The following is a 25292-nucleotide window of genomic DNA, read 5'->3' as shown; positions in this document are numbered from 1 at the left end:
TACATGCTATGAAACATAATAAGCACGTCAAATGGCGTGCTTTTTTAGGTTGGAATAAAGAAAAATGGCAAGAGATAACACAAAATACAGAGTTGAAGAAAGTGTATATGGAAAAGGCCGATTAGTTCATGCTGTTGTTGCTACTTATATCGAACGCTATGACGCTACGTTAGCGCAACTAGAGCAGATATTTCCCGGCTCTCTACAAAATAAGAATGGTAACGTATTTATTACTCAGCAAGAGTACGATGAGAGGTTAAGTAAGAGCAGTGACGTTGAAAACCGATTTTACAATAAAGCAGAAGATCGTTTACTCACTCACGATGGCATAACCATTTATGTGAGTAATCAATGGGGCGTTGGAAACGTAGAGGGCTTTTATCAACAAGCGATTAAGCAGGGTTTTACAATCGAGAAAATTATTTCTTCATCACAAGCCACACTTGAGCCATTTTTCACCGCGAGTAATGAAAACACCATGTCACCTCTAAACCAAATCCTCTACGGCCCTCCGGGTACAGGTAAAACCTATCACACCATTGAAGCCGCAGTAAAAGCCGCAGAACCAACGTTTACATGGGCTACCCGTGATGAATTAAAAGCCGAATATGTCCGTTTGGTTGCTGATAAACGCATTCGCTTTGTTACCTTTCATCAAAGCTACGGCTATGAAGAATTTGTTGAAGGGTTAAGTGCTAAAACTGAAGGTAATCAAATAGCCTATTATGAAAAAGATGGCATTTTTAAAACGATCTCAGAAGACGCAGATAAATATCGAGTAACTAAAACCGTAGAAAGTGACCGTGATTTTGATTCACTATGGGCGAATTTTCTTACAGCGCTATCACAAGGTGAAAATGGCATTAAAGTTAATACCGTTCGTACTTTCTTTACTGTTACGGATGTCGATAATAATACGATTAGATTTGAGAAAGACAAAGGTGATTCAACTCATTCACTGAGTGTAAAAACGTTAAAAGCGGTATTTAATGGTGAACGTGAAATAAAAGGCGGTCTAAATCCATATTATTCTTCATTAATTAAGCATTTGTCTGCCTATTCAAATCAAACGAATACGGTTCATACAGAGCGTAAGAATTTCGTCCTCATCATCGACGAAATTAACCGAGGAAACATCTCTAAGATCTTTGGTGAGTTGATCACGCTTATTGAGCCATCAAAGCGTAAAGGAGCAGAAGAAGAAATAGAGCTTGTGTTACCGTACTCTGGCGATACGTTCTCAGTACCTGATAACTTGCATATCATCGGCACCATGAACACCGCCGATCGCTCTCTCGCTATGATGGATACCGCGCTGCGTCGTCGTTTTGATTTTATCGAAATGATGCCAAAGCCTGAATTATTTAATAACAAACAGATTAAAGGTATCGATCTTACTCGGTTACTTAACGCCCTAAATAAACGCATAGAAGCTTTATATGATCGTGAGCATACCTTGGGTCACGCTTTCTTATTCCCTGTCTACAATGAGCAAGACGAAGATAAAGCTTTCAAACTGCTAAAAGCGGCGTTTAAAAATAAAATCATCCCATTGCTAGAAGAGTATTTCTATGACGATTGGAATAAGATCCGCCTTGTATTAGGGGATAATCAAAAATCAGACGAGATCCGCTTTGTTAAAAAGCATAACGAATCTTATGATTCATTGTTTGGCTCTAACCACGGTTTAGAAACCTATGAAGAGAGCAAAACATGTTACACCTTAATGGCGTTTGATGGAAAAAACTCGGTTTGGGATAATCCACAGGCCTATGTTGCTGTTTATGCATCAATTAAGTAACGCGTAATGAAAGCGAAAAAAGAAATCACCTTGTTTGAGTTTGGTTTTGTCGCAAAAGACGACAGAGCCGAGGCGCATTCTCGTGTGCAAAAAGTATCAGCAAGCAGTTACGATTACTTAAAGCGTATGTGCTTAGGGGATGAGAGTGACCGAAAGTTACTAAAGCTGCGCAGTCTTGATGGCATGGAAGTGCTGCAAGTACAAAATTACGCAGGGGTTATTTTCACACCCGATAAAACCCAAATTGAAGTGTTGCCAAAAATAGGCAAAAGCACAAATGAGGAGGAGGGAGAAGACCAAGCGCGGGCTTCACTCTTAACCATGCTTAGGGCGTTAAAAGGGTTTTCCCACATTCAAACCGCCAGTGCCAACATCACTCATCAAAAAATGCCATTGCTTGAGGTGTTTATAGGGCAATTTTTACACTCGGTAAACACCTTGGTAAAACGAGGATTACGCAGTGATTATGTACGCCGTGAAGACAATCTCGCGTATTTAAAAGGTAAGCTGAATGTCGGCAAGCAACTTCGTCATAATTTCATCAATAAACACAAATTTTACTGTGAATATGATGAGTTCTTGCTTGATAGACCTGCAAACCGTTTGATTCACTCTGCGTTACTCAATGTGAAATCACTGGCTCGCAGTGCTGCCAACCAAAAGCTAGCGCAAGAGTTGGCATTTGTGTTTCATGAAGTGCCAAAAAGCCATGATCATAAATCGGATTTTTCGAAGGTGAAATCAGGCCGAGGCATGAATCATTATGATGTGCCGTTGCAATGGTGTCAGTTGATCTTAAATGGCTACTCACCACAAACCATGAAGGGGGAGCATCATGCGATTTCACTCTTGTTCCCAATGGAGAAGGTGTTTGAAGATTACGTCGCTAAGATCATCAAGGCAGAATTGGCACAATCGCATCCAACACTTCAATTAGAAACTCAAGCCACAGGGGAGCATTTGGCAAGGTATCAACAGAAAGGGAAGTTCAGCCTTCGCCCTGATCTATTAATCAAACACGATAAGAGAAACGTGGCAGTGTTAGACACCAAATGGAAGCTGCTTGATAGTAAAATAAGCAACGCCAATTTGTCTCAATCTGACGTTTATCAAATGTTTGCCTATGCGAAGAAATACCTTAAAAGAAACGCAGACGAGCAACATGGCAACGATGTGGTGCTCATTTATCCAATGCAAGCCAACTTTACTCAGGCGTTGCCGATTTTTTTTGATTTAGATGACGGCCATAAATTATGGATCACGCCATTTGAGATCAACAGCGATAAAAGTAAATGGCATAAACCAGAAACGCTCGCTTTTTAGTATTATGAGGCGGATACATTTTTCACTCACAAAAAAGCACGCAATCCAACGTGCTTTTTTAGTTTGGAATAAAATGAGTATTATTATCTAAAGCGGTAGCTTGCACCGACACCAAATGTCGTATCTTTTGAGCCTGCAGTTGCTAATGATGTTTTTACAGCAATCCCTGATTCAAAAGACTTTGAAATACCCAAAGCATACGCATCTTGACCATCAAAATAGCCATAACCCATGCCAATTGAAAATGAGCCATCGGTTAATGTCGGGATATTTGTCATTGCAGCAACTCCGGCAATACCTCGTGATGATAATTTTCTATTTTTATCAATTTGAGATTGAAGATTGTTGATAGAATCTTTAAACATATTATTCTAGTCATTAGTATATGAGCTATCCATCAAACCTGAACTATTCGCTAATGCATCGTGGTTTGCTTGAATCGCTTCTCCAACTTTGTTTAAATCACTTTTTACGGCATTAATATCATGATCTAAACTTGCAGAGGCAGCAGCATTACTCGCATGAGCTGCGACTATTGCCTCATGGTTTGTTTGGATAGCATTACCTGCGGCAGCTAAATTATCGCTTACCACGGTAAAATTTTCATTAACACGATCTACTACACCGTTAAGAGAACCTCTAGTTGCCAGTAAACCAGATTCACTACTTTTATACGGTTTGTTTATTGTTGGTATATCAGCGGCTATAGCGTGTTTTGGTAATATCGCTATTAAAATGCTAGATATTAATAATTTCTTAATCATATGAATCTCCATATTTTTTACCTCCATGCGAAAGAAAAATCTTCATCTTTATATGCATGAGCTAATCCTGTGATTTGTTGCATTCTTAATACTTCATCAGGTTCCATCCCTAATTCCTGACATATTTTCTCATTAGTCCATGATGACTGTTTTAATTTAATTATTAAGTTTGAAGTTAACTCAACTTGATGTACCCCTCTTGCAATATTATGTCTAACTGATGACGCCATACTATCGGTATGATTTTTTGTTAAAATAACAGTTGGAATATGGCTGTGAAATGAATTTTTAATATCAAGGTTATTCTTTATGATTTTAACCCTGTGCGAACCATCAATTATTTCATATAGTTCATTATCATGTTTAGATATAACTATTGGCATGGTTAAACCATCTTTTTTAATTGATTGTTTTAATAACTTATACTCAGGCGGCGCCATAATATTAGGGTTGTAATCATTATTTTTAATTGAACTTGAACTTATTAATTTAACATTTAAAATTGGATGTGCAATATCAATAATTCTGTAGGCTATATCGGATAACTGATTAAATAAATCAACCCGATTTTTAATATTTAAATGTGATAGTTTCATATTTTCAATTTGATTTAAAATAACCAATAGATCTTCAAGTTCATTCATACATAACCTCTACCAGTAATATAATCTTCATAAGTATCAATATATAAGTTAGTTAATCTTTTATTTTGACCAAACGATAACCCATAACACCAGTAATCATTTTTTATTAAAACCTTACATATTCTTCGCCAACTCGGGATTTTTTTAGCAGACTCTAATTTCTTATCACCAAAATCAGGAATTGAATAAATACCTGTTTTGTTTTTATTTTTTCTCCACCAATATAAAAATTGAAATATTCTTACTCTATAATGTTTTTCTAAATGTGGAGGCATGGTTTTTAACAGGTATTTACTATACGTTTTGTAAGTATACCCATCTGGTAAATCAAATTTATAATAGCCTAAAATTCTACCTTGGCTTTTACTATACCTAGCGCCAAAATTGCATCCTTCTACACGTTCTACAAGCTTTTGCCATGTATCAAACTCTAGTATTTGATATAACCACAAGCCTTTCCTTTGGTCATCACCAAAAGGTTGACATAAGCGTTGCTGTGCTAATGAAACACCGGCCTTGTGCATCAAATCATATATTTTATTATACGAATATTGATATTTTCCATTAGCTATCCAAATATCGGTCACTTTCCAATCGTATATTGGATAAGCATGATAAACATTTTCACCAACCTTGGTTGTCCATTTAAAATTAAGGTATTTACTCTTATGCTTATTTTTAATTGTTCTATATCTATTTAATGATTCATCAGCACGTATGGCAATAAAACAGGCACATTGTGAGTTTTTCATTGATGAATACCATTTAGAAAATTCAAATACGAATTCTTCAAATTCCATACCAAATGTATAAAAAGGAAAATAAGTCATATCTTTTATTACTGAATTACTTTTTGGAAAATCTCGTAACCATTTATTTTGAAACGAGGGGTTCCAGCATATCCATTTAGGCTGAAACTGTGAAACTGAGTTTCTTAAACTAAGAGGAAGACAAATCCAAAACGCATTTATTTCTTTTTTTGAGACCATTTCCTCTATATATTCAATGGTATTTTTATACTGAGCTTCTAAATCTATGATCAATACATCGACAGGTAATCGATTTCTCTTTCTGGATTCATCAATAATCAAATTTAAAAGTACACCAGAATCTTTCCCTCCAGAAAATGAAACATAAAAATGTTTGAAGCCATCAAAAATAGTATTTATACGTTGTCTTGCTGCTACATCCACATCAAAAGATAAGTTAATTTTCATAAATACACTTTATTTATAGTTTGTATGTCTCGTTCAATAAAAAGAGTTTATTTCAATCTCTTTATTCCTGAAATTAATATCAACTAAAAAACAAGTGCAGTAAAACAAAAAAAACAGCTGTTAATCATAAGTATTTTAAATGTTTATGATAGGTGTTCTTATTTTAGATTTAAAACTCTAAACGCAGCCTAGTTATTAATGGCTTATTTGTTTTAGAGTAAAAATAAATACAAAAGGCACTTAAAAACACCCAAAATTAAGATAATTTACTCAAGTACATAATAGAAGACTCTAATGTCAAAACTTGGTTAATTAAATTAATTATTGACTATAATTAACATTACTTTAATGGTCAAATTTCAAGTGTTCTACAATGATTTAAGGTATGAAATTCAAATGATTATGTTTTTTTTGATTTTGAAATAAGATTTTTTGTTAAAAACAAATCAGTACTTAGTTTGATTTATATCAATAAGCATCAATCTCACCTGAATGGCATTAACCGGATCTCTAGTCTTTCAGTTTATTTGGTATTTTCTCCGTCTCTTAAACAAGATGCCTACTCACCAAAAGTGGGCTTTTTGTAAGCTTATAAAAGTAAAAATGCCAGAGATTATTTTATTATTAACTAACCGAATAGATGATTGTTTACTCGGTCAGCTTTATAAAGCGTGACCAGTGTCTTAGTTGAGGTTAATAACATAATTATCACTAATCTATCGTGTTGTATAGTGGCTCGCTTTGTGAAATGGCTAGGCTAAAGACAAGATTTAATCTAATAAAATGAGAAAATAAAGAATGATGGGTAATAGCTATAAACCTGAAAAGGTGTATCAACAGATACAGAATATCATTGATGAGTTGATACTAAGACTAAATAGCACAACAAAAGATACTTCAATCAGAGATGCTAATGAAGCGGGTCGAGAGATTCTAGATAAACTGCATACTCAAGTAACTGAGCAGCTTTATTGTTTAGAGGAAAATGCAGAGTGGGATACTTTTACTATTGCATTTTATGGAGAAACAAATGCAGGTAAATCGACCATTATTGAAACGTTGCGTATTTTATTAAAAGAAGAACTGAAAAAAGAGCAGCAAGCCAAATTTTTAAAATGGCAATTAAAGTCAGGAATTACTAAAGAATGTATTGAAAAAACGCGCCTTGAAATTCTTGAAGGAGAAAACCGTATTGATGAGTTTGATATGGCTTGGCGTGAAAAAGAACGTGCTTTACTTCAAGCTATAAATCATAGAAAGCTTGAAACTCAACAAGCACAGGATAGAGTTCAATTAGCAAAAGAGTCTGCGACGTTATTTGAAAGGTTGATTTGGTTATTTAAGAAAATACCAGAATTTAAAGAATATCAAACTTCATATAAATTAACAAAAGAAGCGGAGAATGATCTAAATACTCAATCTAAAAGCTATATAGATGAAAAGTCGACATTAAGTAATGCATTGCAACGTCTTGAATTAAGAAACAAAGAAATTGAAGAAAAAACAAAAGCAGCAGAATCTTTTGCTGATGGGGCAATCATTGGTAATGGTCGTTCAGATTTTACGTTAGAAACACAAAACTATTATTTTGACGTTGGTGGTGCGAGATTTAATTTACTTGATGTTCCTGGTATAGAAGGAAAAGAGAGTAAAGTGAGCGATGCTATTTGGCAGGCAGTACATAAGGCTCATGCTGTTTTTTATGTTACAGGTAAAGCATCTGCGCCTCAAAAAGGGGATGGAAAAAATCCAGGAACGTTAGAAAAAATAAAACAACATTTAGGTGCTCAATCAGAAGTTTGGACTATATATAATAAGCGTATTCAAAATCCGATTCAATTAGGTATGGGACCGATCATTTCTCAAGGTGAGCAAGAGAGTCTGGACGATCTTGATTCTAAAATGATTGATTATTTGGGTGATAGTTATCAAAAACATATAGGGTTAAGTGCTTATCCTGCATTTTTAGCTGCTTCTTCTTGCCTTCTTCCCGGCTCTAGAGATGCAAGCGCACAAGATAAGTTCTTATCTAAATATGATAAACAAGATATTTTATATAAATCAAATGTAACCGCATTAACAAAAATGTTTAATGAATCCGTAGTTAATGATTTCAAAAATAAGATTGTTCGTTCAAATCAAAATAAAGCCAAACAAGTTGTTGATATGGCGCTTATGGATGTGACTTGTTTACAGAAAGAAAAATTTGGCCCTTTATTGGGTTTATTGCGCTCAGAGTTATCCGATACAAGTGCTGAGCTTAATTCACATGTAGAGCTATTGCGTTCAAGGTTACGAAACAAAACTAAAGAACTTATTTATGATTTTAGTTCTAAGGTACGTGAAAAAACGTATAAAGATATAAATCGAGATATTAGTAACGATGAGTTTCAAGACTATTTAAAGCAAAATATCGAGACATATCAAAATGAATTAATTGAAGAAATACCAAATAAAATAAAACTAGAGCTCACTAAGTTTGAAGAACAAATTAAAGATGTTGTTGCACGTTTTGAGGCTCAGACAAGTGAGGTGATGACGACATTTAACAATATGGACCAAGATGATTTATCACTAAATTTTAAGTTTAATAATGGTGTAAATGTTTGGGGTGTATTAGGAGCCGTGGGTGGTGGAGCATTGTTGTTTTTTACTCCGGTGGGTTGGGGTGTTATTGCTGTATCAGCTGCTACATTAGTATTTCAGTTTTATAAAGCAGTACGTTCCTTTTTTAGTAGTTCTTATAAACAATCACAACAACGACAGTCTACGGATGAGAATATCGAAAATGTTGCTTATGATATAGAAATGAATGTGGAGTCAAATTTAAGTCAAATGATGAAGGATGTAGAAGCAAATATTGAGTCGATTAACTCGACAATGGAGACTTCTATAGCACATGTTGAAAGTGTAAATAAAAAGTTAAAGCTAGCTCAAGAAGAATTACATTCTATTTGTAAGCAGTTGGAGTCATAATTATGAATAATACAATTCAAGAATTTGAAGCAAATAAGATAAAGGCTCAAATAATTTTAAATAAGTTAACTAATTTTTTGGATTTAGGCAAAGATGCAGGTGCCGGAATTGATGAAAACTTGCATGAAAAATTAAACCATGCACTAAATACGATTAATTCTGGAAAGTTGAAGATAGCTTTGGTTGGAGGCTTTTCTGAAGGTAAAACATCAATTGCCGCTGCCTGGATGGAAAAACTTGATACTGAAACAATGAATATTAGTCATCAAGAATCTTCTGATGCCGTAAAAATTTATAATGTTGATGAAAATTGTGAATTAATTGACACTCCAGGTTTATTTGGCTTTAAAGAGAAGTTGAATACAAGTTCTGCACAAATAGAGCAATATAAAGATATTACAAAGCAATATGTGAGTGAGGCTCATTTAATTTTATATGTCATGAATTCAACTAATCCGATTAAAGCGAGTCATTCAGATGACTTAAATTGGTTATTTCGTGATTTAAATCTGTTATCAAGAACAGTATTTGTGTTGAGTCGGTTTGATGAAGTCGCAGATGTAGAGGATGAATGGGACTATCGCCAGAATTTTAATATCAAACATCAAAATGTAGCAGAAAGATTAAATGATATTTTGCATCTAAATAAAGAAGAGCAAAATAATTTATCAATTGTTGCAGTGGCTGCAAATCCTTTTGATATGGGAACTGAATATTGGCTAGATAACAGCCAGAAATTTAAGGCGCTTTCTCATATTGAAAAATTACAAACAGCGACATTAGAAAAAATCAAATCTAATGGTGGGCAAATGGCTATTGCACTTGAAGCTCAGAATAGTGTGATTCGAGATGTGCTTATCCGCCAGTTACCAATAGCAATTCAGAATGATGAAAAGATAGGCGAGGAATTAGAAAGACTTCGTACTATTAACATCAGATTAGAGAAACAAATGCACCTTATCGACACTCGAATTGTTGAAGTTCGCTGTGGTTTAAGAGAATTTGTTTCGAAAATTTTTTCTAATCTAATTTTGCAAGTTAAAGGATGTGACATTAATACCTTTGCTAGTTTCTTTGAGCGTGAAATCGGTAATGAGGGAGTGGTATTGAATACTCGAATTCAAAATGAGTTTGATGCCCAAATAAGTACGCTTTCTGGTGAGATACAGCAATTACAAACTAATATATCTAACGAAGTGAAGAGTTATAATGAAACCGTCACCTTGATGGGTAAGCAGGGGGTGAATTTTGTACTAAAAGGTAACTTTATTAATAATAAAAATATCTTATTAGCTCGTGATGGTTTAGTTAGTGCTGGTAAATTGGTGGGAGTAGACCTTGCTAAAATGCTTAAATTTAAACCTTGGGGAGCTGTTAATTTAGCTAAAGGTATTAATGGAGCATTACTTTTTGTTGGTGTTGCGCTTGAAATGTGGAGTTCATGGAGTGAGCACAAAAAACAACAAGAGTTTATAAAATCAATAGATAACATGGTTGGTGATTTTGAAAATCAACGTAAAGAATTGTTAAGTATTATCGATAGTGATAATTTCATGGTTACATTTTTTCCTAAAAAATCAGAATTAATGCAATCAATGTGTGAATTGAAAGATTGTATTGAAATGCAAGAAGTTCGTAGAGATAAATTTAATCTTTGGCGACAAGAAGGCGAAATCATTGAAGCCCAATTTAAAGAAATGAATAAGTAACTGACCAATAAAGGGTAATAATAATTGTTACCCTTTTTACATTTAAAGGCCCCATGAAAAATATCCTTATCGCCGTTACTGGCGCCAGTCCCCAAGTATTAACTGAGACCATTTACGCCCTGCATACGCAAGGTAAACCCATTCCTGAAGCGGTGTATGTTATTACCACCGAAGATTCAAAACAGACGCTAGAAGAAGGGCTGTTTGTGCAAGGGCATTGGGGTAAGTTAATGGCTGATTATCACTTGCCACCTATTGCTTTTAATTGTGACCATATCTGGGTGATTTCTGATGAGAATGGCAATGCGCTTGTGGATGCGAAAGGCGTTGATGACCAATCCATTATGGCGGATTTTATTACACGTAAAGTGGCATTGTTAACTCAAGATAATGAGGTGGCTATTCACGCCTCTATTGCGGGCGGCCGTAAAACCATGGCATTTTACATGGGTTATGCGATGTCATTGTATGGCCGAGAGCAAGATGTGTTAAGCCATGTTTTTGTGGGTGATGAGTTTGAGTTTGTCCGTGATTTTTATTACCCAACGCCTGTTGATTGTTTTATTCAAGGTAAGCAAGGTAAAACCATTAATGCCAAAGAGGCGACGGTAACATTAGCTGAAATTCCATTTGTGCGCATGCGTCGCCAGGTGGATGAGTGCATTATTAATCAAATGGAAACGCATTCATTTTCTAAAACCGTGTCGGCGTTAAATAGTGCCAATAACACGCAAGTTAAAGTGAGTATTTCAACGAAAGAAAAGACGGTAGAAGTCGCGGGTATTAAAATTCCACTGACGGGTAAGAATCTGGCTATTTATCTGTTCTTTTTACTTAAGGATAATCGAAAAGCGACACTGGATCGTTATTTTGAGGACGATAAAACACAAACAATAGATTATTTAAATGTGTTAGATAAGATGAAAGCCGATGTGCGTTTGTATAAAACCATGGGCTTAGAAGATGAGGGGCAATGGCGACAAAAAGATCATTCAGAATTAGCCACATTAACCAAAGATTTTGTGCGTCAATCTCTTAATGGGTTACATAAATCATTAAAAGATAAGCTAGTGCCTGATTTATTTGAGAAAATAAAAGTACATTCGGATGGGGTGAAATCAGGGGCGACGTATAATATCGCCCTTGATGTGGTTTTTTGCTGTGATGCCGTTGAGTGGTAATCAACCATCAAATGTCATTGTTTTTCAATGGTCGCGGCTTTATCTTGATACATGAATGATCACGCTGTCACATTGTTGGCTACAGGTTGTTAGTCTGTATTGACCTGTTTTTAGATCATCAAACGACAGGCTTGTGGTTGTTAATGGTGTGTCATCAATGAACCAGCGAGCCGTATCATAAGTCGACGTTAAGGTGATGCGTTGTCCGATATACGGGAAAAAATGGGTGTTATTCTCTGGAGCTAATATCTTTATTGGACGCGCTTCGGGTGTTTTTTTCGTCGTTAATGGTCGGTTCTGTGATAATGACCATTGCTGTAACGGCGCTGGCCATTGATGTAAGTTGGTGTAGCTTTCTCGCATTCTTAATGTCGGCGGTGCTTGCTCATCAATCACAAATGCTGGTTGTGGTAAGAGACAATCTTGCTCTTTTACTTGGGCGTTGAGCAAACCACTTGGCCAACATGTGGTGTGTTGTTTCACTGTATCAGGTTGCATGACATCGATGGACTCTGGTGGCAGCTGATCAAAAATATCAAACATAATCGGGGCGGCTTGTTTTGCGCCTGTTTTACCTACATTTGGTGCGCCATCAGGACGCCCAACCCATACTCCTACCGTATATTGAGCACTAACACCAATGGACCAAGCGTCTCTAAATCCATAGCTTGTCCCTGTTTTCCAAGCAATTTGTCGGTGATGTGCGGCACTAAATCGGTTGGGTGGTGGGATCTTTGATAAGGTGTCAAAGAGTATCCAACTGGCGGCGGGTGAGAGTAAGTTTGTTTCTTGTATTGCTGTCGATTCGGTATACCTTGGATTAATGGTTTTACCATGTCGAGCAAGTGAAGAGTATAAGCTTACAAGGCTGGTTAAATTGGTACCAATACCACCAAGAGCAATGGTTAGGTTGGCGTCTTGTATATCAAAAGTAAGGTTGGTTTTTTCTAATAAATCAATAAAACGGTCTGCGCCAACGTGGTTAAGCACTTGCACAACAGGGGCGTTTTTTGATAGCTGCAACGCGGTATCGAGGCGTATAGGCCCACTAAAATAACGATTGAAGTTTTGTGGTTGATAATCCCCATAAGTGTGGGGAATGTCCATTAATAGACTGCCACTGTGCACCATGTTTTGCTCAAGCGCTAAGCCGTAGATGAAAGGCTTTAAGGTGGAACCTGGTGAGCGAATGGCGAGTGCCATATTCACGTGTCCATAGCGTTCAAAATTTGAAAAATCGGCCGAGCCTTTATACGCAATGACATGACCGGTTGCGTTATCCATTACAATAATAGCGCTGGATAAACGGTTAGGCCAATGCAACGCGGTTTGGCGAATAAGTTTATCAATACTGTATTGAAGAGTGTGATCAATAAAGGTATGAAAAGTGCGTTGTTGTGGTGTTGCTGATGCTAAGTGACGTGCCAATAATGGGGTTATGGTGTCTTGATAATACCGCTTGGCTTCTAATGGTGCGCCGAGTAGATCTTGCAGTGCTTGATCTGAGATCTTGAGCGCGTGTTGGGTGCGTATGAGCACTTTATTGCGTGCGGCGAGGGCACGATCAGGGTATCGGTCTGGACGAGTGGCGCTTGGTCGTTGTGGCAGTACAACCAAAAGAATGGCTTCGGTTGTATTGAGATCATTGGCGGATTTTCCAAAATATCGTCGAGAGGCAGATTCAACACCTTCAATATTGCCGCCCATTGGGGTGTGAGTAAGGTAGAGATCTAAAATCTCCTCTTTACTGAAATGCCATTCAATTTGCAGTGCACGAAATATTTGTTCAATTTTACCACGGTATGATCGTTTATAAGGGTAAAACATACGCGCAACTTGCATGGTAAGGGTGGAGCCTCCAGAGATCACTTCACCATAAACGGCATGCTGAGCCATGGCTCTTATTAAAGAGAATGGGTTGACGCCGGGGTGATAGTAAAAGTATTTGTCCTCATACTCTAATAAGGCAGTAAGGTAATCTGAAGAGACTGGACGAGTAATTCGGCCTTCTTGTTCAGTGTGAGTAATAGGTAATCGATAAGTCCCTTTTGAGTTAGCAAACTGTCGCAATACTTCGCCGTTTTTGCTGTATATGGTTGTGGCACTGTCTAAGCGCTGTTTAAGATCTAAAGGCGAGAGATAGTGCGCAATAAAAAATGCAGAGATCAGTAAAAGAGCGATCGTGATGATCGCTCGACGAATCCAATGGAAAAAAGAATGCTGCTGAAACACAGCAGACATTCTTGAATAAATAGATGACATATCGGCGTCTTTATTGAATGATTTCAAACTGTTTAAAACCAGAGTAAGGTTTGTAAATCATATTTTGAGGTTGATACATTTCTTCAATAAAGATCGCTGGAATGTTCGATATCCCCGGTGTTTCAGCTCGTAATACATAATTAATTACGTATTGGTGGTCTTTGCGCAGAGACGCTGATGCAATTAGACGATCATTACGATACTCAAGCATGGACCAATCGCTAGTTTTGTCTAATTTAGCGGCATTAATTATCTGATTACTGTTGGTGTATTCAGGATGTTCTAGAACAAAACCAGTCGGTAAATATTCCACAATTAATGCCAATGGAACGTGTTGCTCCAATTTATAGTGAACAGAGACAATCAGTTTATCGCCTATTTTTAATGGTTCACCACGGTAAGGTTTTCCATTTTCAAAGCGATAGGTACGGCTGGCTTTTTCATAGGCTAACGTGGATGCGACAGCGTTTTCTTTGATGAGGCCAGAGGTGGCGACTTGTAAGAAAACGGGTAGATCACTCATATTGGTTATTATCGCACCTGCGTTTAGTTGTTTTTGATTCATGCCTTGTTCGCGGATCTGTGTCACTTGATCGTGATCGTTAATGCTTAATTCGACAAGGTCTAGAGCATGTTGGCGTAGTGCAATCCCTGCTCGTATCAGTGCAATTCGCTCTTGTGTGCTTAGGTAACTTTTTTTATTGGCCAGTTCCATAGCGGTAATCGCAAGGCGGTTTCTTAACATCACCATCTCGTTACTCAATTTGATGACACGCTCCACATCATTCAATACAGTAATAGTGAGGGCGATGTCTCTGAGTTGGCTGCCATATTCATACTCGTCATGATTTCGACGTGATATTGGCGATGGTGTTAATACTTTATTTAAATAATGCTCACCTGAGACTCTTCTACCATTTAATAAGTATGCCCCCCCAATATGCGCATAAGAAAGGGGTGATACATAATGGCTTGTGTTCGCATTAATGATTTTATCAGCACTGTATAAGTGGCTGTTATTCACGATCCCTTGTTTTGTCCCTAGCCATAATGCATAGAAATGGCTTGATGATATTGTATTTTGTTTTCCGATTGTATTACGTAAATTATCCTTGATTAGCGTGAGCATTTGTGAAGGAACAGACTCAGGGAAGGCTTGATTTGCCATTAGTAAGTATTCAGTAACATACATACTTAACCATGTATCACTGCGGCCAAATTTATTCCATAGCGAGAAGCTACCATTGGCTTTTTGCATGGTGGATAAATGAGCGATAGATTCTTCTACGATTTCTCTGTCAGTGAGCAGATCTCGGGCATTATTTTTAAATGGGGTTAGGGTGTTATCATTCAATAACCATGGCATACCTCTACTGGTTGTTTGCTCGGCACATCCATAAGGGTAGCTGAATAAGCCTTCGGCATAATCGCTAATATTCAGTTGTGGTGTCAGTGAATAACTCACTAAAGCCATTGGATTGTTACTTGGCAGGTAGCTTCGCCACAGAGCATTCATTAACTGATATTCGTGAGCCTTAGCATCATCTGTTTTTGTACTTAATGTGATTAACTCTCTTTGGCTAATTACAGGCTGTGAACTTCTAACAGGGATCGTCCATTCTCGGGTTTGTTCGAATGTCTTGCCCTTTTCATCTTTTGACGAAATATGTAAGGCGATCGTTGTTGAAGCTGTGCTACCGAGAATAGGGTTGATATCAAAAACAACCGATTGTCCATGGCGTTCGCCGTCTTTTAAATCAATGTTAAATGAATGTTCGCCTGTTAAGGTTAATTGGTCGTCGACGGTGACTTTGGCTGAAATTTTTTGTTTCAACCCTGAAGTATTAAACACTTCAACATAGGTTTGACTAGTGTCTTTCGGCGATAAAAAGCGAGGAACTGACAGTTCAGCTACGATAGGAGTCGCAATGGTGACGTTGCTTTCTGCTTGACCAAATTGGTCACCATTAAATGCCATTGCCACCACTTGCGCTTGGCCATTGTAGTCAGGAAGGTCGAACGATATCGTCGCTTCTCCATTCGGACTAAATTGCACAAGCTTAGACATCATTGTGATGGTTTTGCTTTCTACTAATTCGTCATTATTAATGTTCAGACTCATTTCCTGATCACCACCATAACGATGAGCTGTCATGAAGGAGTCTGGTCGTGTTTGATAAAAATGAGAATAGAGGTCGATAACATCCCCTTGGTAGCGTCTATGGTCAAAGAACCAAGGTGCGATTTGTGGAATGTGATAATTGGATAGGTTGATGATCCCTCGATCGACTAAGGATACGGTTACCCATGTTGCTTCTGTTGTTGGTTTATTGAGTTTTACAGTGATGTTTGCTGTTTGTAATGGCAGTAACTTGTCACTATGCTCAATGCTGATAGGCAGAATGCGATCACTGCGGTCTAGCAATACGGGTGCAATGGCAAAGAATCGCTGAGGCAGCGGCGCATTGGCTGGATTTTGGCTCGCATCGGGTGTACTTACCAAAGTGGCTGTGAGGTAAAGATCGTGACGATTCGCTTCCTCATCCAACGTCATGGTAAATGTGTTTTCGCCCGCGATCACTTGATGGTTTTGGCTTTGTAATGTTTTATTTGCATCGAGGTTAAGTTGCAGTGTGCCAGCTTGTTTACTAAAAATCGTAACGGCAACAGTATCACCAATACGATAGTGTTTTTTATCTAAAGTGATTGATAATTGGTCAGGTTTAACGGGGTGGATAGTTGCATCGTCACTCCAACCTGCTCTAAATGGTAGACGCGTTCTTACGCCATCTTTTGTGAGTAGGGTGATACGGTATCGTCCCCATTCAACGTTAAGAGAGAGTGGGGTTGTTTTTCCTGCTCGGGTGGTGATTTTTTCAGAGCTCACAGGGCGCCATTCGTCATCACCTCGAATTGACCATCCTGAATTTTCATTATAAATCCAGTAATAGCCACCCATATTACGCTCAAGGGTGTAATCCATCTCACCTGCGATCAGAGCATCACCAGAGGCATTTAATAAGGCGAACTCAAACAGTACGTCTGAATAAGAGTCAATTTTATCACTTGGTGCTTTAATGCCGGCAATGGCTTTATCTGACCAAAGTTGACGCTGTTGACTGCGTGAAACGGTTGCGCCGCCAGTCTCTTGTAACTCAAAGGTAAAGCGTGCATTCACCGGTGATTTCATTAATGATGGGCTAAGTAAAGGGAGTGACAATACGTGTTCACCTTTTTCATCCAGCGTGATGTCGTTGACGCTAGGTACATCATTCCAAGCCGAAATCGAGAAAGATTCACCTACGTAGAAATCGCGATAATCGGTATCAAAGTAATGGGTTGGCTGATAATGGCTACGCACTTTTACTGTATTTTTAGACGCGGGAGCACCAAAAAGGTATTTTCCGTGTAAGTTGACAGAGGTATGTTGTGCATTTGGGGTGATTTTTTTTGCTAAATCCACCGTCAGATCCATTCGCTCAGGAACAAATTCATTCACATTAAAGCTAAATTGACCAATGGGTTTGTTTGCATCTTTATGTAATTTAACTTGCGCGATCCATTTTCCCATCGGTGCATTAGCGGGTATTTGATAAGTATCTTGGTAATAACCTTTTGCGTCTTGTTGTTGTAACCATCGGCTACGAGCAACGGTTTGGTCTGGCTTGATGTATTCAATGAAAAGACGGTTTACATCTTGAACTAATTGACCATCACTGTTGCGTAACAATAAGTTTAAAGGGAGTGTTTCACCCGGTTTGAATAAATCGCGATTGGAGTAGGTGAATACGTCGACATCTTGGTATTCACGTCCAGAGACGGCGTAATCTGAGAGATCCAAAGGAAGTTCACGCAAAGGAAGGTAGCTAATTTGCTCTCCTTTTTTCACCGATAAGATATCGCCTTGCTTAACGTTGTAATTAAAAGTGCCGATATGCTGTTCAATCTGACCTAATTGCGTTTGTTTGCCATTTTTATGATAAATGCTGACAGACGCTTGCTGTATTGGATCTGAACTGGATAGCGACGCTAATTGAACGGTGAGGGAATGAGGAAATACTTTCGCTTGAATGCCGATGTCGGTGAGTGCGACGTGCAGCACTTTTTCACTGTTATAATCAAAGTTACCTGTTGGTTTTATTGCCAGTAAATACCAACCGCTTTCTAGCGATTTTGGTAGTAGAAGCTCGGTGTATTGCGATGTGTTTTTTTCTGTTTTAACGATATCGAAATTTAAATGCGTTACTGGTGTGGTCGCTTTTGTTAATTCTCTTAGCTTCCAGCGGCTTGGAGACTCTGAGTAATGCGTGCTATTGAGTAGCAGTGCAGGATCCGTCACTTTGAGTATTTCAACCGATATTTGCTCAACGTTAATGGTTGAAATTGGCAGTGTACGTTTGCCAAAAATAGGGACAATAGGACCTCGACCCACAATATCAACAGACGGTTCTTTTTCGTAAACAATCACGTCATGTTGGGTATTTTTTTTGTAGCTAAGTGGCTTATTTAAGGTGATGGTATAGGATTTACCCACCTCAATATCGGTATAGATCAACGCCGTTTTACTCTTATTGAGTATCCAGTTATTTGGTAAGGCTTTCTTGGTTTTTGTTTCACTAATAGTGACAGAATTAGGGTTGGGTGCTAATTCTGAAAATTGGATAATAAAAGCCGGCGCGCGGTTATGGGTGTAACTACCAAGGTACGTAATGCTCTCGTCGCTTTCCGATGCGACGGATACGTTAACGTTTACCAAAGCCAAAAGAAAAAGTAAGTGTATTATTATTATTTTCATTATTTATTAATTCTCTATTAAAGAGGTGGTATGGGGTAATGCTATACATGGAGATTAAATCATTATACTCATGTTTAATTATTAGGCATATATAAACCTATTGCAGTGCGATTTATTCCTTCCATGTAATGCAGTAGATGGCGGAAGGCGTTTGCAGGTGTTATCTCAGCCTGTGTTGGATTCAGTAATCCATGGCAATAATCGTTGAGTTGATGAAAACCAAGTAATGCAGCTTGTTGTTGCCATTCATCAAGATGTTGTTTGGTTTTGGGGCGTAAGTTATGGCACCCTTGCTGTAGAATAGCGTGAGATAAGCGTTGCCATTTTAGTAAAAAATCAGAGATCTGCTCGTGTTCCATTTAGTTTACCTCCTTTGCTTTAATTTGAGTTAAACCGTATTTCTCATCAGAGATTGGGGTTTTGGTAAATATCGCTAATACGTCAAAATAGCTCTGTTTCGCATTGCAGTTCCAGCGACCAAAGAGCAGTTGTTGATCATCATTAATGATGGATGTATCTATATTTTTGGGGATCCGAACATTCACGTTAGTATTGCACGTTGTGACTATCTCGGCTTCTTGATAGTGACAATATGCCGTGTGTTGCGTCTGGTATGCTTGTTCGCAGCAGAGCCAACCTAATTGATCCGTATTGGATGTAAAACGGGTTGATAAACGACGGGTTTGCATGCGCTGCCATTGCGCATGAACCTGAAGTTCAGGATGATTAAACAAGGCTTCCCATTCGATATTGGTAGGGGATGATGTGATCTTGGTGTCTTTTATTGATAACTCATTGTGATGCGTTATTTTTGATTGCGCCGAAAACGACATCAGTGCCAGCGAAGGCAGAGCTTTGAGATCACAGCGAGTATGCGCATACGCCAATTGATTATTCCAACCATGATTTCGCTGTGCTTTTCGACCGTCGGTGATGGTCGCCCATTGATGTAGGGAATGATCATAAAGATAAAAACGATACCCTTGAGCGCCTTGGTCTGTGTGCCAATACTCTACGCTTATTCCCATTAGGTTGTGATAACTCACCGGATGATAACGACGTTTGTGTTCACCCGCTAAGAGATGCAGCGGGCAAGGCAGTGGCGTTTGCTGCAAAGCGTGAAGTTGCAAGCTTAACGCGGTGATCTGTTGTATAGCGGTTTCGTAGTCGACATCGATATAGTTGGCAACCAAATACTCAAGGATATTCAATACGCTGTTAAGCTGTTTTGAAAGGGAAGGTAAATCTACTTGAGTTAATTCAATGACTAGCGTATGTGCTTGAGCTAATTGCGCTGGTACGATATTTTGCACGCCTGTTGAGAGTGTCTCTTCTAACCATTGCTCTAATTGTGTTAATTGAATGCGTTGCTTATCGCTGAGTTGCTCGATTAAGAGCGCCTCATCCATGGCTAGGGTATTGCCTTGTATGGAAAGCGCAATCAGTGCCGCCGCTTGGTGTGAGCAAGGATGTTGTTTGCATGAACAGGTGGCAAGATCCCATTGCGAAGCTCGCGGGAAATAGAGACGAAACGATTTGCTGCTTGCGAAATGGCATTGAACGATGGCGTGTTCATCATGGGTTTCCACATCAAGGGTCATCCCTTTTCGCCAGTGCTGAATGGCCTTGGTAACGGTGCTTTTTCCCACAATAGGGGCGAGGTCATCACTATGTTGTATAAACCACTCGTTAAGGGAAAAAGGCGCCAAAGAGGAGGTGACCTCAGTGGTGGTAGCTTCAGGTGTAACTTGACTTTCATATTGACGCAATGCAATAAAAAACGCCACTTTATGAAAACAAGTATTGATGGCACCACACGAGCAAGTTAAGGCATCCACGCTCTTTTCACTGAGGGTTAATTGGTGTTGATCAATGACGCCATTTAGGTGAGAGGAGGTGATGTCCCACTCACTGATATCCACATCTTGGCTTTGTTTGGTGGCGCGACGTAATAAACCGCGATTTGTCCAGTTAACTAAGAAATCATCGCTTAATTGTTGCGACCAGTGTAGCAATGTCATTATTTGATTACCTCAGCAACCCATTGACTTAAATGTTCGGGTGTCATTGATGCGATCTCCATCCCTTTATGTAACAGTTGGTTGGTGATGTGATTGTCATATTGTGGAACGCCCGCCGTATCTAAAGCGGTTAATCCAAGCAGCGTCACGCCATCGCGATGCATTTTTTCAGTATAGCGATACAGCGAAGCGGGTGAGCCACCTTCATAGAAATCACTGATCAACACCACCATGCTACGAGCCGGATCGGTGATGCGTTCATGCGTGTATTGCATGGCTAAACCGATACTGGTTCCTCCACCTAATTGAGAATTTAATAAGATGGCCAGTGGATCTCCAGCATGATCGGTGACATCGACAACCCGTGTATCAAATAAATAAAGTTTGACATTGAGCATCGGCAATCGACAGAAAATGGTTGCTATCACTGCAGCATGGATCAAAGAATTTAACATCGAACCACTTTGGTCAACCACCAAATGAATGTCCCACGGCACTTTATTTTGCTGGGTTTGATAAAAGAATGGCCGTTCCAAAATAAACGTCTCTGTCTCTATTTGGTAATGTTTTAAATTTCGTTTAATGGTGTGATGCCAATGAGTATAGGATAATGGCATCGGTTGTGCGTGGCTCATCGGTATTCTGTGATGTGAAAACACACTGCGAATTTGTTGTGTGAGCACCTCTTCTAACTCTTTGCATACGGTTTGAATAATGCGTTCTAGCTCTGAATGAAGAGAGGCTGGAATTTGTTCGCGAAACGATAACAGCAGTTGCAGTAAATCTAAATCGGGCGTCTGTTGCTTGAGTGTATCTTCATCGAGTAATAGCGATGTTAAGCCATACCGAGTTAAACCGTGTTGCTGTAAAATCTCCACAGTGGATTTAGGAAAGGCTTTTTTTACGCTTGAGAGCCATGTTATTGGGCTAGGCAAACCGCTGCTTATGCCACCTTTATACGATACGGTAAATCGGTCTTTATATTCTTGTGAATACAGTTGATCCAGACACTGATCTTTTAATGTGTCTTCTTGATTAAGTGTGTGTGGATAGGGTTGGCCTAAGATTAAGCGCCAACGTCGACTCTGCTCATTAGTCATGAGAAATCCCCCATAATGATAGCCATTCTTCAGCTAGATGTTGAAGTTGATTCGCTTGAAGCAATGCATCATGGCTTGGTATCGTCGAATGCAGCCATAAAGCGCCGCTCTCTTTGTTACATAAGTGTCCAAACTCTTCGATTTGATTAGGAGTCATGAGCATAAAGGCACGACGCAAAGCAGGAAGCGTGTTCAGGAAATCATGTTCATCAAACTCAGAAATGATCTGATCTAACGCTGGTTGGAGCTCATCATAAGATTGGTATATTTGTGGGTCGACTAAGCCCAATCCATAACAGAAATCCCCCAGAGAATCCGGAGTGAGATGGCATTGGCTGGCGGCACTTCTCATCATCAATATTACGTTTTGTTGTTCCTCTTCTTCGTTTGAGGAGGGATCAATCGATAAGGCCAATCCTGCAAATACCCCTTGTATCTCAAAAGGGACGGCAATGTCAGACAGCGAATGAATCGCATCCAATAAAAAATAGGCCGGACATAATTGCGGCATTCGATTAATCAGCTTTCCAAGATCAGAAAGCAACGTTGCCTCTGCCGTGCTGGAATGCCCATTAATGGCACGAGGCAGGCGAGCACAAAGGCGAACATAACAACGGTGAATCAAGCGTTCTATCTCTTTTTCGGTGTCTTGCGCAAACAGCGAACTGTTCCATTGAGAGCGAAATAACAGCGTCAGTGTTTGATTAAGAATATGCAGATCACTTTCTTGATCCAGTTGATAAGAGAGGCGATTTAAGATCGGGGTAAGCCATTTTTCCAGCCCCATCTGCAAAGAACGCAACAGCAACGCCACAAGATTTTCGCTGTTTAGGTATTCATCAGCGAGGTGTTGCTGTATTTGATAATTGATCGCTTCTACAATGGTGCTGCCTTGGTAGCCAAGCTCAATTAATGTGGTTTCTGTGGTGAGTTCATATTGAATCTGCCACTTTTCTCGTACGCGATAGAGATCCGTTTGAGTGACAAAATTCGGCCCTGCGATCTGAGTGGCGTAAGGAATCGATAAAAAAGCCAAACGATGTAAACACAGAGAAAGTGCAAGGTGTTTTGGACTTCGATAAATCGCCAGCTCTTTAGTAATGGTGAGATCACGGAGTGTTTTTGGTAATGCAAAAGCATCACATTGACGGTGAAAATCAATGATGATCGGCGAAGAAGGCTGTGTATTCGGCACTTTTCCGTATTGTGAATCAACAAAAAAAGCATCAAGCCATAATGAAAAGCGCGATATGTGATCGCTTAAGCTTGGATCTTTTTCTAAGGTTAAGATCGCGGCCTCACAAAACTCACTGCGTCCGACTGGCACTTGGCGCAGTTGGGCTAAATGCTCGGCGGCCACCACCAAATCCACCAATTGCGGCATGGCAACAGGGTGATCTTTTTGCTGTAAGAATGACATTAACTCCGTCGCCAGTTCCGTGTGCAGGCGTGTGGCTAGTATTGCACGTTCTTTTTTCGTGCTTGATTTTAGTTTTTTCCACCAATGCGCATAATAGCCACTTTGTGATAAATGCGCGCCGTACTGGGGATGACTTAATCGTGATAAAGGATAAGGGAGCAGGTGTTGATAAGACGTTTCCACTTTTATTTGAGGTAAAAAATCGGATGTACCTTGTTGTAAATAGCGCGAGATCCCCATGCAGTGAAAAGCACCACAGACCACCAATACGCGTTTTTCTTCTTGGATATGAGGCGCAATTTGGCTTGCCATGTACTGTTCACGGTATTGAGTATGACGATCCGTCTCGACATGCCCCTCCCGCATTTGCAGTCCAAAGAGGTGCATGCGTGTAAAAAACTCAGAAGGTGACAAGGTGACATCTGCTTCAAAATGGCGATCCCACCACTGATCAAAATGTTCGCATCCAGAGCGTTGAAGTAACGCGTCAAGATAACGGTGTTGAAAATGCTTTTTTTCACTGGAAGCGTAAATTAACGGGTTATTTCCTTCTTCGTCTTCCTCGTTACTGTCATTCCAATAACCGTAAGGCAAATCAATAAATTGGCAAGGAATGTTCTTTTTCTTTGCGGCTTTTAGAGCGTTCCATTCAGGCGACATCTCTGCAAATGGGATAAACCCACGCTGGGCATAAGTGTCACTCTGGGTCTCATTCGCTAAGCGTGCTTGTTTGTGCAGATAAATCGCTACCGGCGCTTGGCATTCATCGGCTTGCATGTAGGGCAGCAAGGATTGTGCATCATGTGGTGTTTCAATGAGAATCACATCAGGTTTGGCTTGCTTGATCAATTGCAACAAGTACCAACTGCATGTTGGACTGTGATGACGAATGGGAGCCCAAACGAGGTTGTTATCGTGATGGAATTGAGCCGCAAGAGAAAGAAGATCAGATCCCTGCATGTTTGCATCCATCTAAGAATAGGGCCCATTGTGGGTCATTCGCACGCTGACGGGTGATCACCCGGATGTAATCGCTTAATGACTCATGATCTTTTTGATTGTCTTTAATGACGGTGCCCATTAAAAATTGAGCCAAATGCGCAGGAGTAACGTGATTATCCCCAAAATAGTGGCACTGCATGGCGGCATGAAAGGCGAGGTTGATGCTTTCAGGTATGGAGAGTAGCGTCGAAGGCGTTGGGATGCTGACCCCTGCCACTTGGCCTGATTTTAATTCATCAAATACCGTGACTAACACGTCAATAGTGTCATTATCTAGACGTAAATCGACCTTTTCATGTTTGAGTCGATCATTCACTTGTGTCATGACTAATTCAATGCGTTGTTGGCGTTGAGCTAAGGGTTTCAATACTTCAAAATTAAAACGACGCTTGAGTGCTGAAGACATTTGATTAACGCCTCGGTCGTTTAAATTTGCAGACGCAATGATGGTGAATCCGGGTTGAGATAACAGGTAATTGGTTTTAGATTGAATCTCTGGAATGTGTAAAATACGATCCGATAAGATAGGGATCAGGTTATCTTGCACTTCTGTTGGGCAGCGCGTTAACTCTTCAAAGCGCATGATGGCCCCTTGTTTCATGGCATTAAAGAGTGGGCCGGGTACCATGGCATCCATGGTTGGACCTGATTTTAGCAGGGTAGCGTAGTTCCAACTGTAGCGAATGTTTTCTTCAAATAACCCAGCACTGCCTTGAACGGTATAGGTGCTGTTACCACAAATAGCGGCGCTCAGCAGTTCAGACAGTAGCGATTTTGCGGTGCCAGGCTCGCCAACAAGCATTAAGCCTTGTTGACCAAGCAGCGTGACGATGGCGCGTTCAACCACCGCATCGTTACCGTAAATCTTTCGTGTGATAATTTGCCCTGAAATTGGTGTATCGCTACCAAGAATGAAGGTGCGTACCGCTTTAGGACTGAGCTGCCAATGAGCGGGCTTTGATGATGTATCGGCATCTTGTAGTGCTGTTAATTGTTCTTTGTACAGTTGCTCTGCGGGTAATCGTTGTACTGCAAACATGGTTCATCCATTTCATGTGAGTCATGCCACCAATAGGG

At 39.4% G+C, this 25292-nt stretch carries 16 protein-coding genes; 5 read left to right on the top strand and 11 right to left on the bottom strand.

All coding sequences use genetic code 11. From position 1 onward, the window contains the following. Nucleotides 1-64: 64 nt before the first annotated feature. Together PVK62_RS00165 and PVK62_RS00160 are read left to right on the top strand one after the other, a co-directional pair. Nucleotides 65-1801, top strand: a complete 1737-nt coding sequence (locus PVK62_RS00165) for an McrB family protein (RefSeq protein WP_274442586.1) — start codon at nucleotides 65-67, stop codon at nucleotides 1799-1801. 6 nt (nucleotides 1802-1807) lie between these two features. Beyond that, nucleotides 1808-3124 carry an McrC family protein gene (locus PVK62_RS00160; RefSeq protein WP_274442585.1) on the top strand — a complete coding sequence of 439 codons (1317 nt, stop codon included), beginning with the start codon at nucleotides 1808-1810 and terminating at the stop codon, nucleotides 3122-3124. Between the two features lie 83 nt (nucleotides 3125-3207). Here the strand turns inward: PVK62_RS00160 and PVK62_RS00155 are convergent, their stop codons facing one another. Genes PVK62_RS00155 through PVK62_RS00140 form a run of 4 tightly spaced genes read right to left on the bottom strand, consistent with a single transcriptional unit; the run spans nucleotide 3208 to nucleotide 5749 of the window. Further along, on the bottom strand, nucleotides 3208-3489 hold the full coding sequence (locus PVK62_RS00155; protein ID WP_274442584.1) for a YadA C-terminal domain-containing protein: 282 nt from the start codon (nucleotides 3487-3489) through the stop codon (nucleotides 3208-3210). 6 nt (nucleotides 3490-3495) lie between these two features. Beyond that, nucleotides 3496-3888, bottom strand: a complete 393-nt coding sequence (locus PVK62_RS00150; protein ID WP_274442583.1) for a hypothetical protein — start codon at nucleotides 3886-3888, stop codon at nucleotides 3496-3498. Nucleotides 3889-3905: 17 nt separating this feature from the next. Then, a complete protein-coding gene (locus PVK62_RS00145) occupies nucleotides 3906-4532 on the bottom strand; it encodes a ParB N-terminal domain-containing protein (protein WP_274442582.1) in 627 nt (208 codons plus the stop codon). After that, a complete protein-coding gene (locus PVK62_RS00140; RefSeq protein ID WP_274442581.1) occupies nucleotides 4529-5749 on the bottom strand; it encodes a DUF3440 domain-containing protein in 1221 nt (406 codons plus the stop codon). The genes PVK62_RS00145 and PVK62_RS00140 overlap by 4 nt, the downstream gene beginning before the upstream one ends. Nucleotides 5750-6547: 798 nt before the next feature. Here PVK62_RS00140 and PVK62_RS00135 point away from each other — a divergent pair. Genes PVK62_RS00135 through csm6 form a run of 3 tightly spaced genes read left to right on the top strand, consistent with a single transcriptional unit; the run spans nucleotide 6548 to nucleotide 11615 of the window. Then, entirely contained in the window at nucleotides 6548-8725 is a 2178-nt protein-coding gene (locus tag PVK62_RS00135) for a hypothetical protein (RefSeq protein WP_274442580.1), read from the top strand. A gap of 2 nt (nucleotides 8726-8727) precedes the next feature. Next, nucleotides 8728-10434: a LeoA/HP0731 family dynamin-like GTPase gene (locus tag PVK62_RS00130; RefSeq protein WP_274442579.1), complete on the top strand. Its 1707-nt coding sequence runs from the start codon at nucleotides 8728-8730 to the stop codon at nucleotides 10432-10434. Nucleotides 10435-10487: 53 nt separating this feature from the next. After that, nucleotides 10488-11615: a CRISPR-associated ring nuclease Csm6 gene (gene csm6 / locus PVK62_RS00125; RefSeq protein ID WP_274442578.1), complete on the top strand. Its 1128-nt coding sequence runs from the start codon at nucleotides 10488-10490 to the stop codon at nucleotides 11613-11615. 39 nt (nucleotides 11616-11654) lie between these two features. Here csm6 and pbpC read toward each other — a convergent pair whose 3' ends face one another. From pbpC to PVK62_RS00090, 7 genes are all read right to left on the bottom strand, one after another. Next, complete coding sequence (pbpC, locus tag PVK62_RS00120) at nucleotides 11655-13877, bottom strand: penicillin-binding protein 1C (protein WP_274442577.1); 2223 nt, start codon at nucleotides 13875-13877, stop codon at nucleotides 11655-11657. Nucleotides 13878-13887: 10 nt separating this feature from the next. Further along, nucleotides 13888-18672 (bottom strand): alpha-2-macroglobulin family protein, encoded by a 4785-nt coding sequence (locus tag PVK62_RS00115; protein ID WP_274442576.1) that lies wholly within the window; start codon nucleotides 18670-18672, stop codon nucleotides 13888-13890. A gap of 74 nt (nucleotides 18673-18746) precedes the next feature. Next, nucleotides 18747-19031 (bottom strand): hypothetical protein, encoded by a 285-nt coding sequence (locus PVK62_RS00110; RefSeq protein ID WP_274442575.1) that lies wholly within the window; start codon nucleotides 19029-19031, stop codon nucleotides 18747-18749. Further along, a complete protein-coding gene (locus PVK62_RS00105; protein WP_274449322.1) occupies nucleotides 19032-20693 on the bottom strand; it encodes a hypothetical protein in 1662 nt (553 codons plus the stop codon). Continuing rightward, the gene (locus PVK62_RS00100; RefSeq protein WP_274442573.1) at nucleotides 20693-21793 is read right to left on the bottom strand and encodes a VWA domain-containing protein; all 1101 of its coding nucleotides are present in this window, start codon (nucleotides 21791-21793) and stop codon (nucleotides 20693-20695) included. The genes PVK62_RS00105 and PVK62_RS00100 overlap by 1 nt, the downstream gene beginning before the upstream one ends. Further along, nucleotides 21786-24173 (bottom strand): DUF5682 family protein, encoded by a 2388-nt coding sequence (locus PVK62_RS00095; RefSeq protein WP_274442572.1) that lies wholly within the window; start codon nucleotides 24171-24173, stop codon nucleotides 21786-21788. Before PVK62_RS00095 ends, PVK62_RS00100 begins: the two co-directional genes overlap by 8 nt. After that, the gene (locus PVK62_RS00090; RefSeq protein WP_274442571.1) at nucleotides 24160-25254 is read right to left on the bottom strand and encodes an ATP-binding protein; all 1095 of its coding nucleotides are present in this window, start codon (nucleotides 25252-25254) and stop codon (nucleotides 24160-24162) included. Before PVK62_RS00090 ends, PVK62_RS00095 begins: the two co-directional genes overlap by 14 nt. Nucleotides 25255-25292 lie beyond the last annotated feature (38 nt).

It is taken from the genome of Aliivibrio sp. S3MY1, assembly GCF_028765575.1.
GTDB lineage: Bacteria > Pseudomonadota > Gammaproteobacteria > Enterobacterales > Vibrionaceae > Aliivibrio.
The sequence above is the reverse complement of the archived record's forward strand: the minus strand, read 5'-3'. Positions and strand labels throughout refer to the sequence as shown.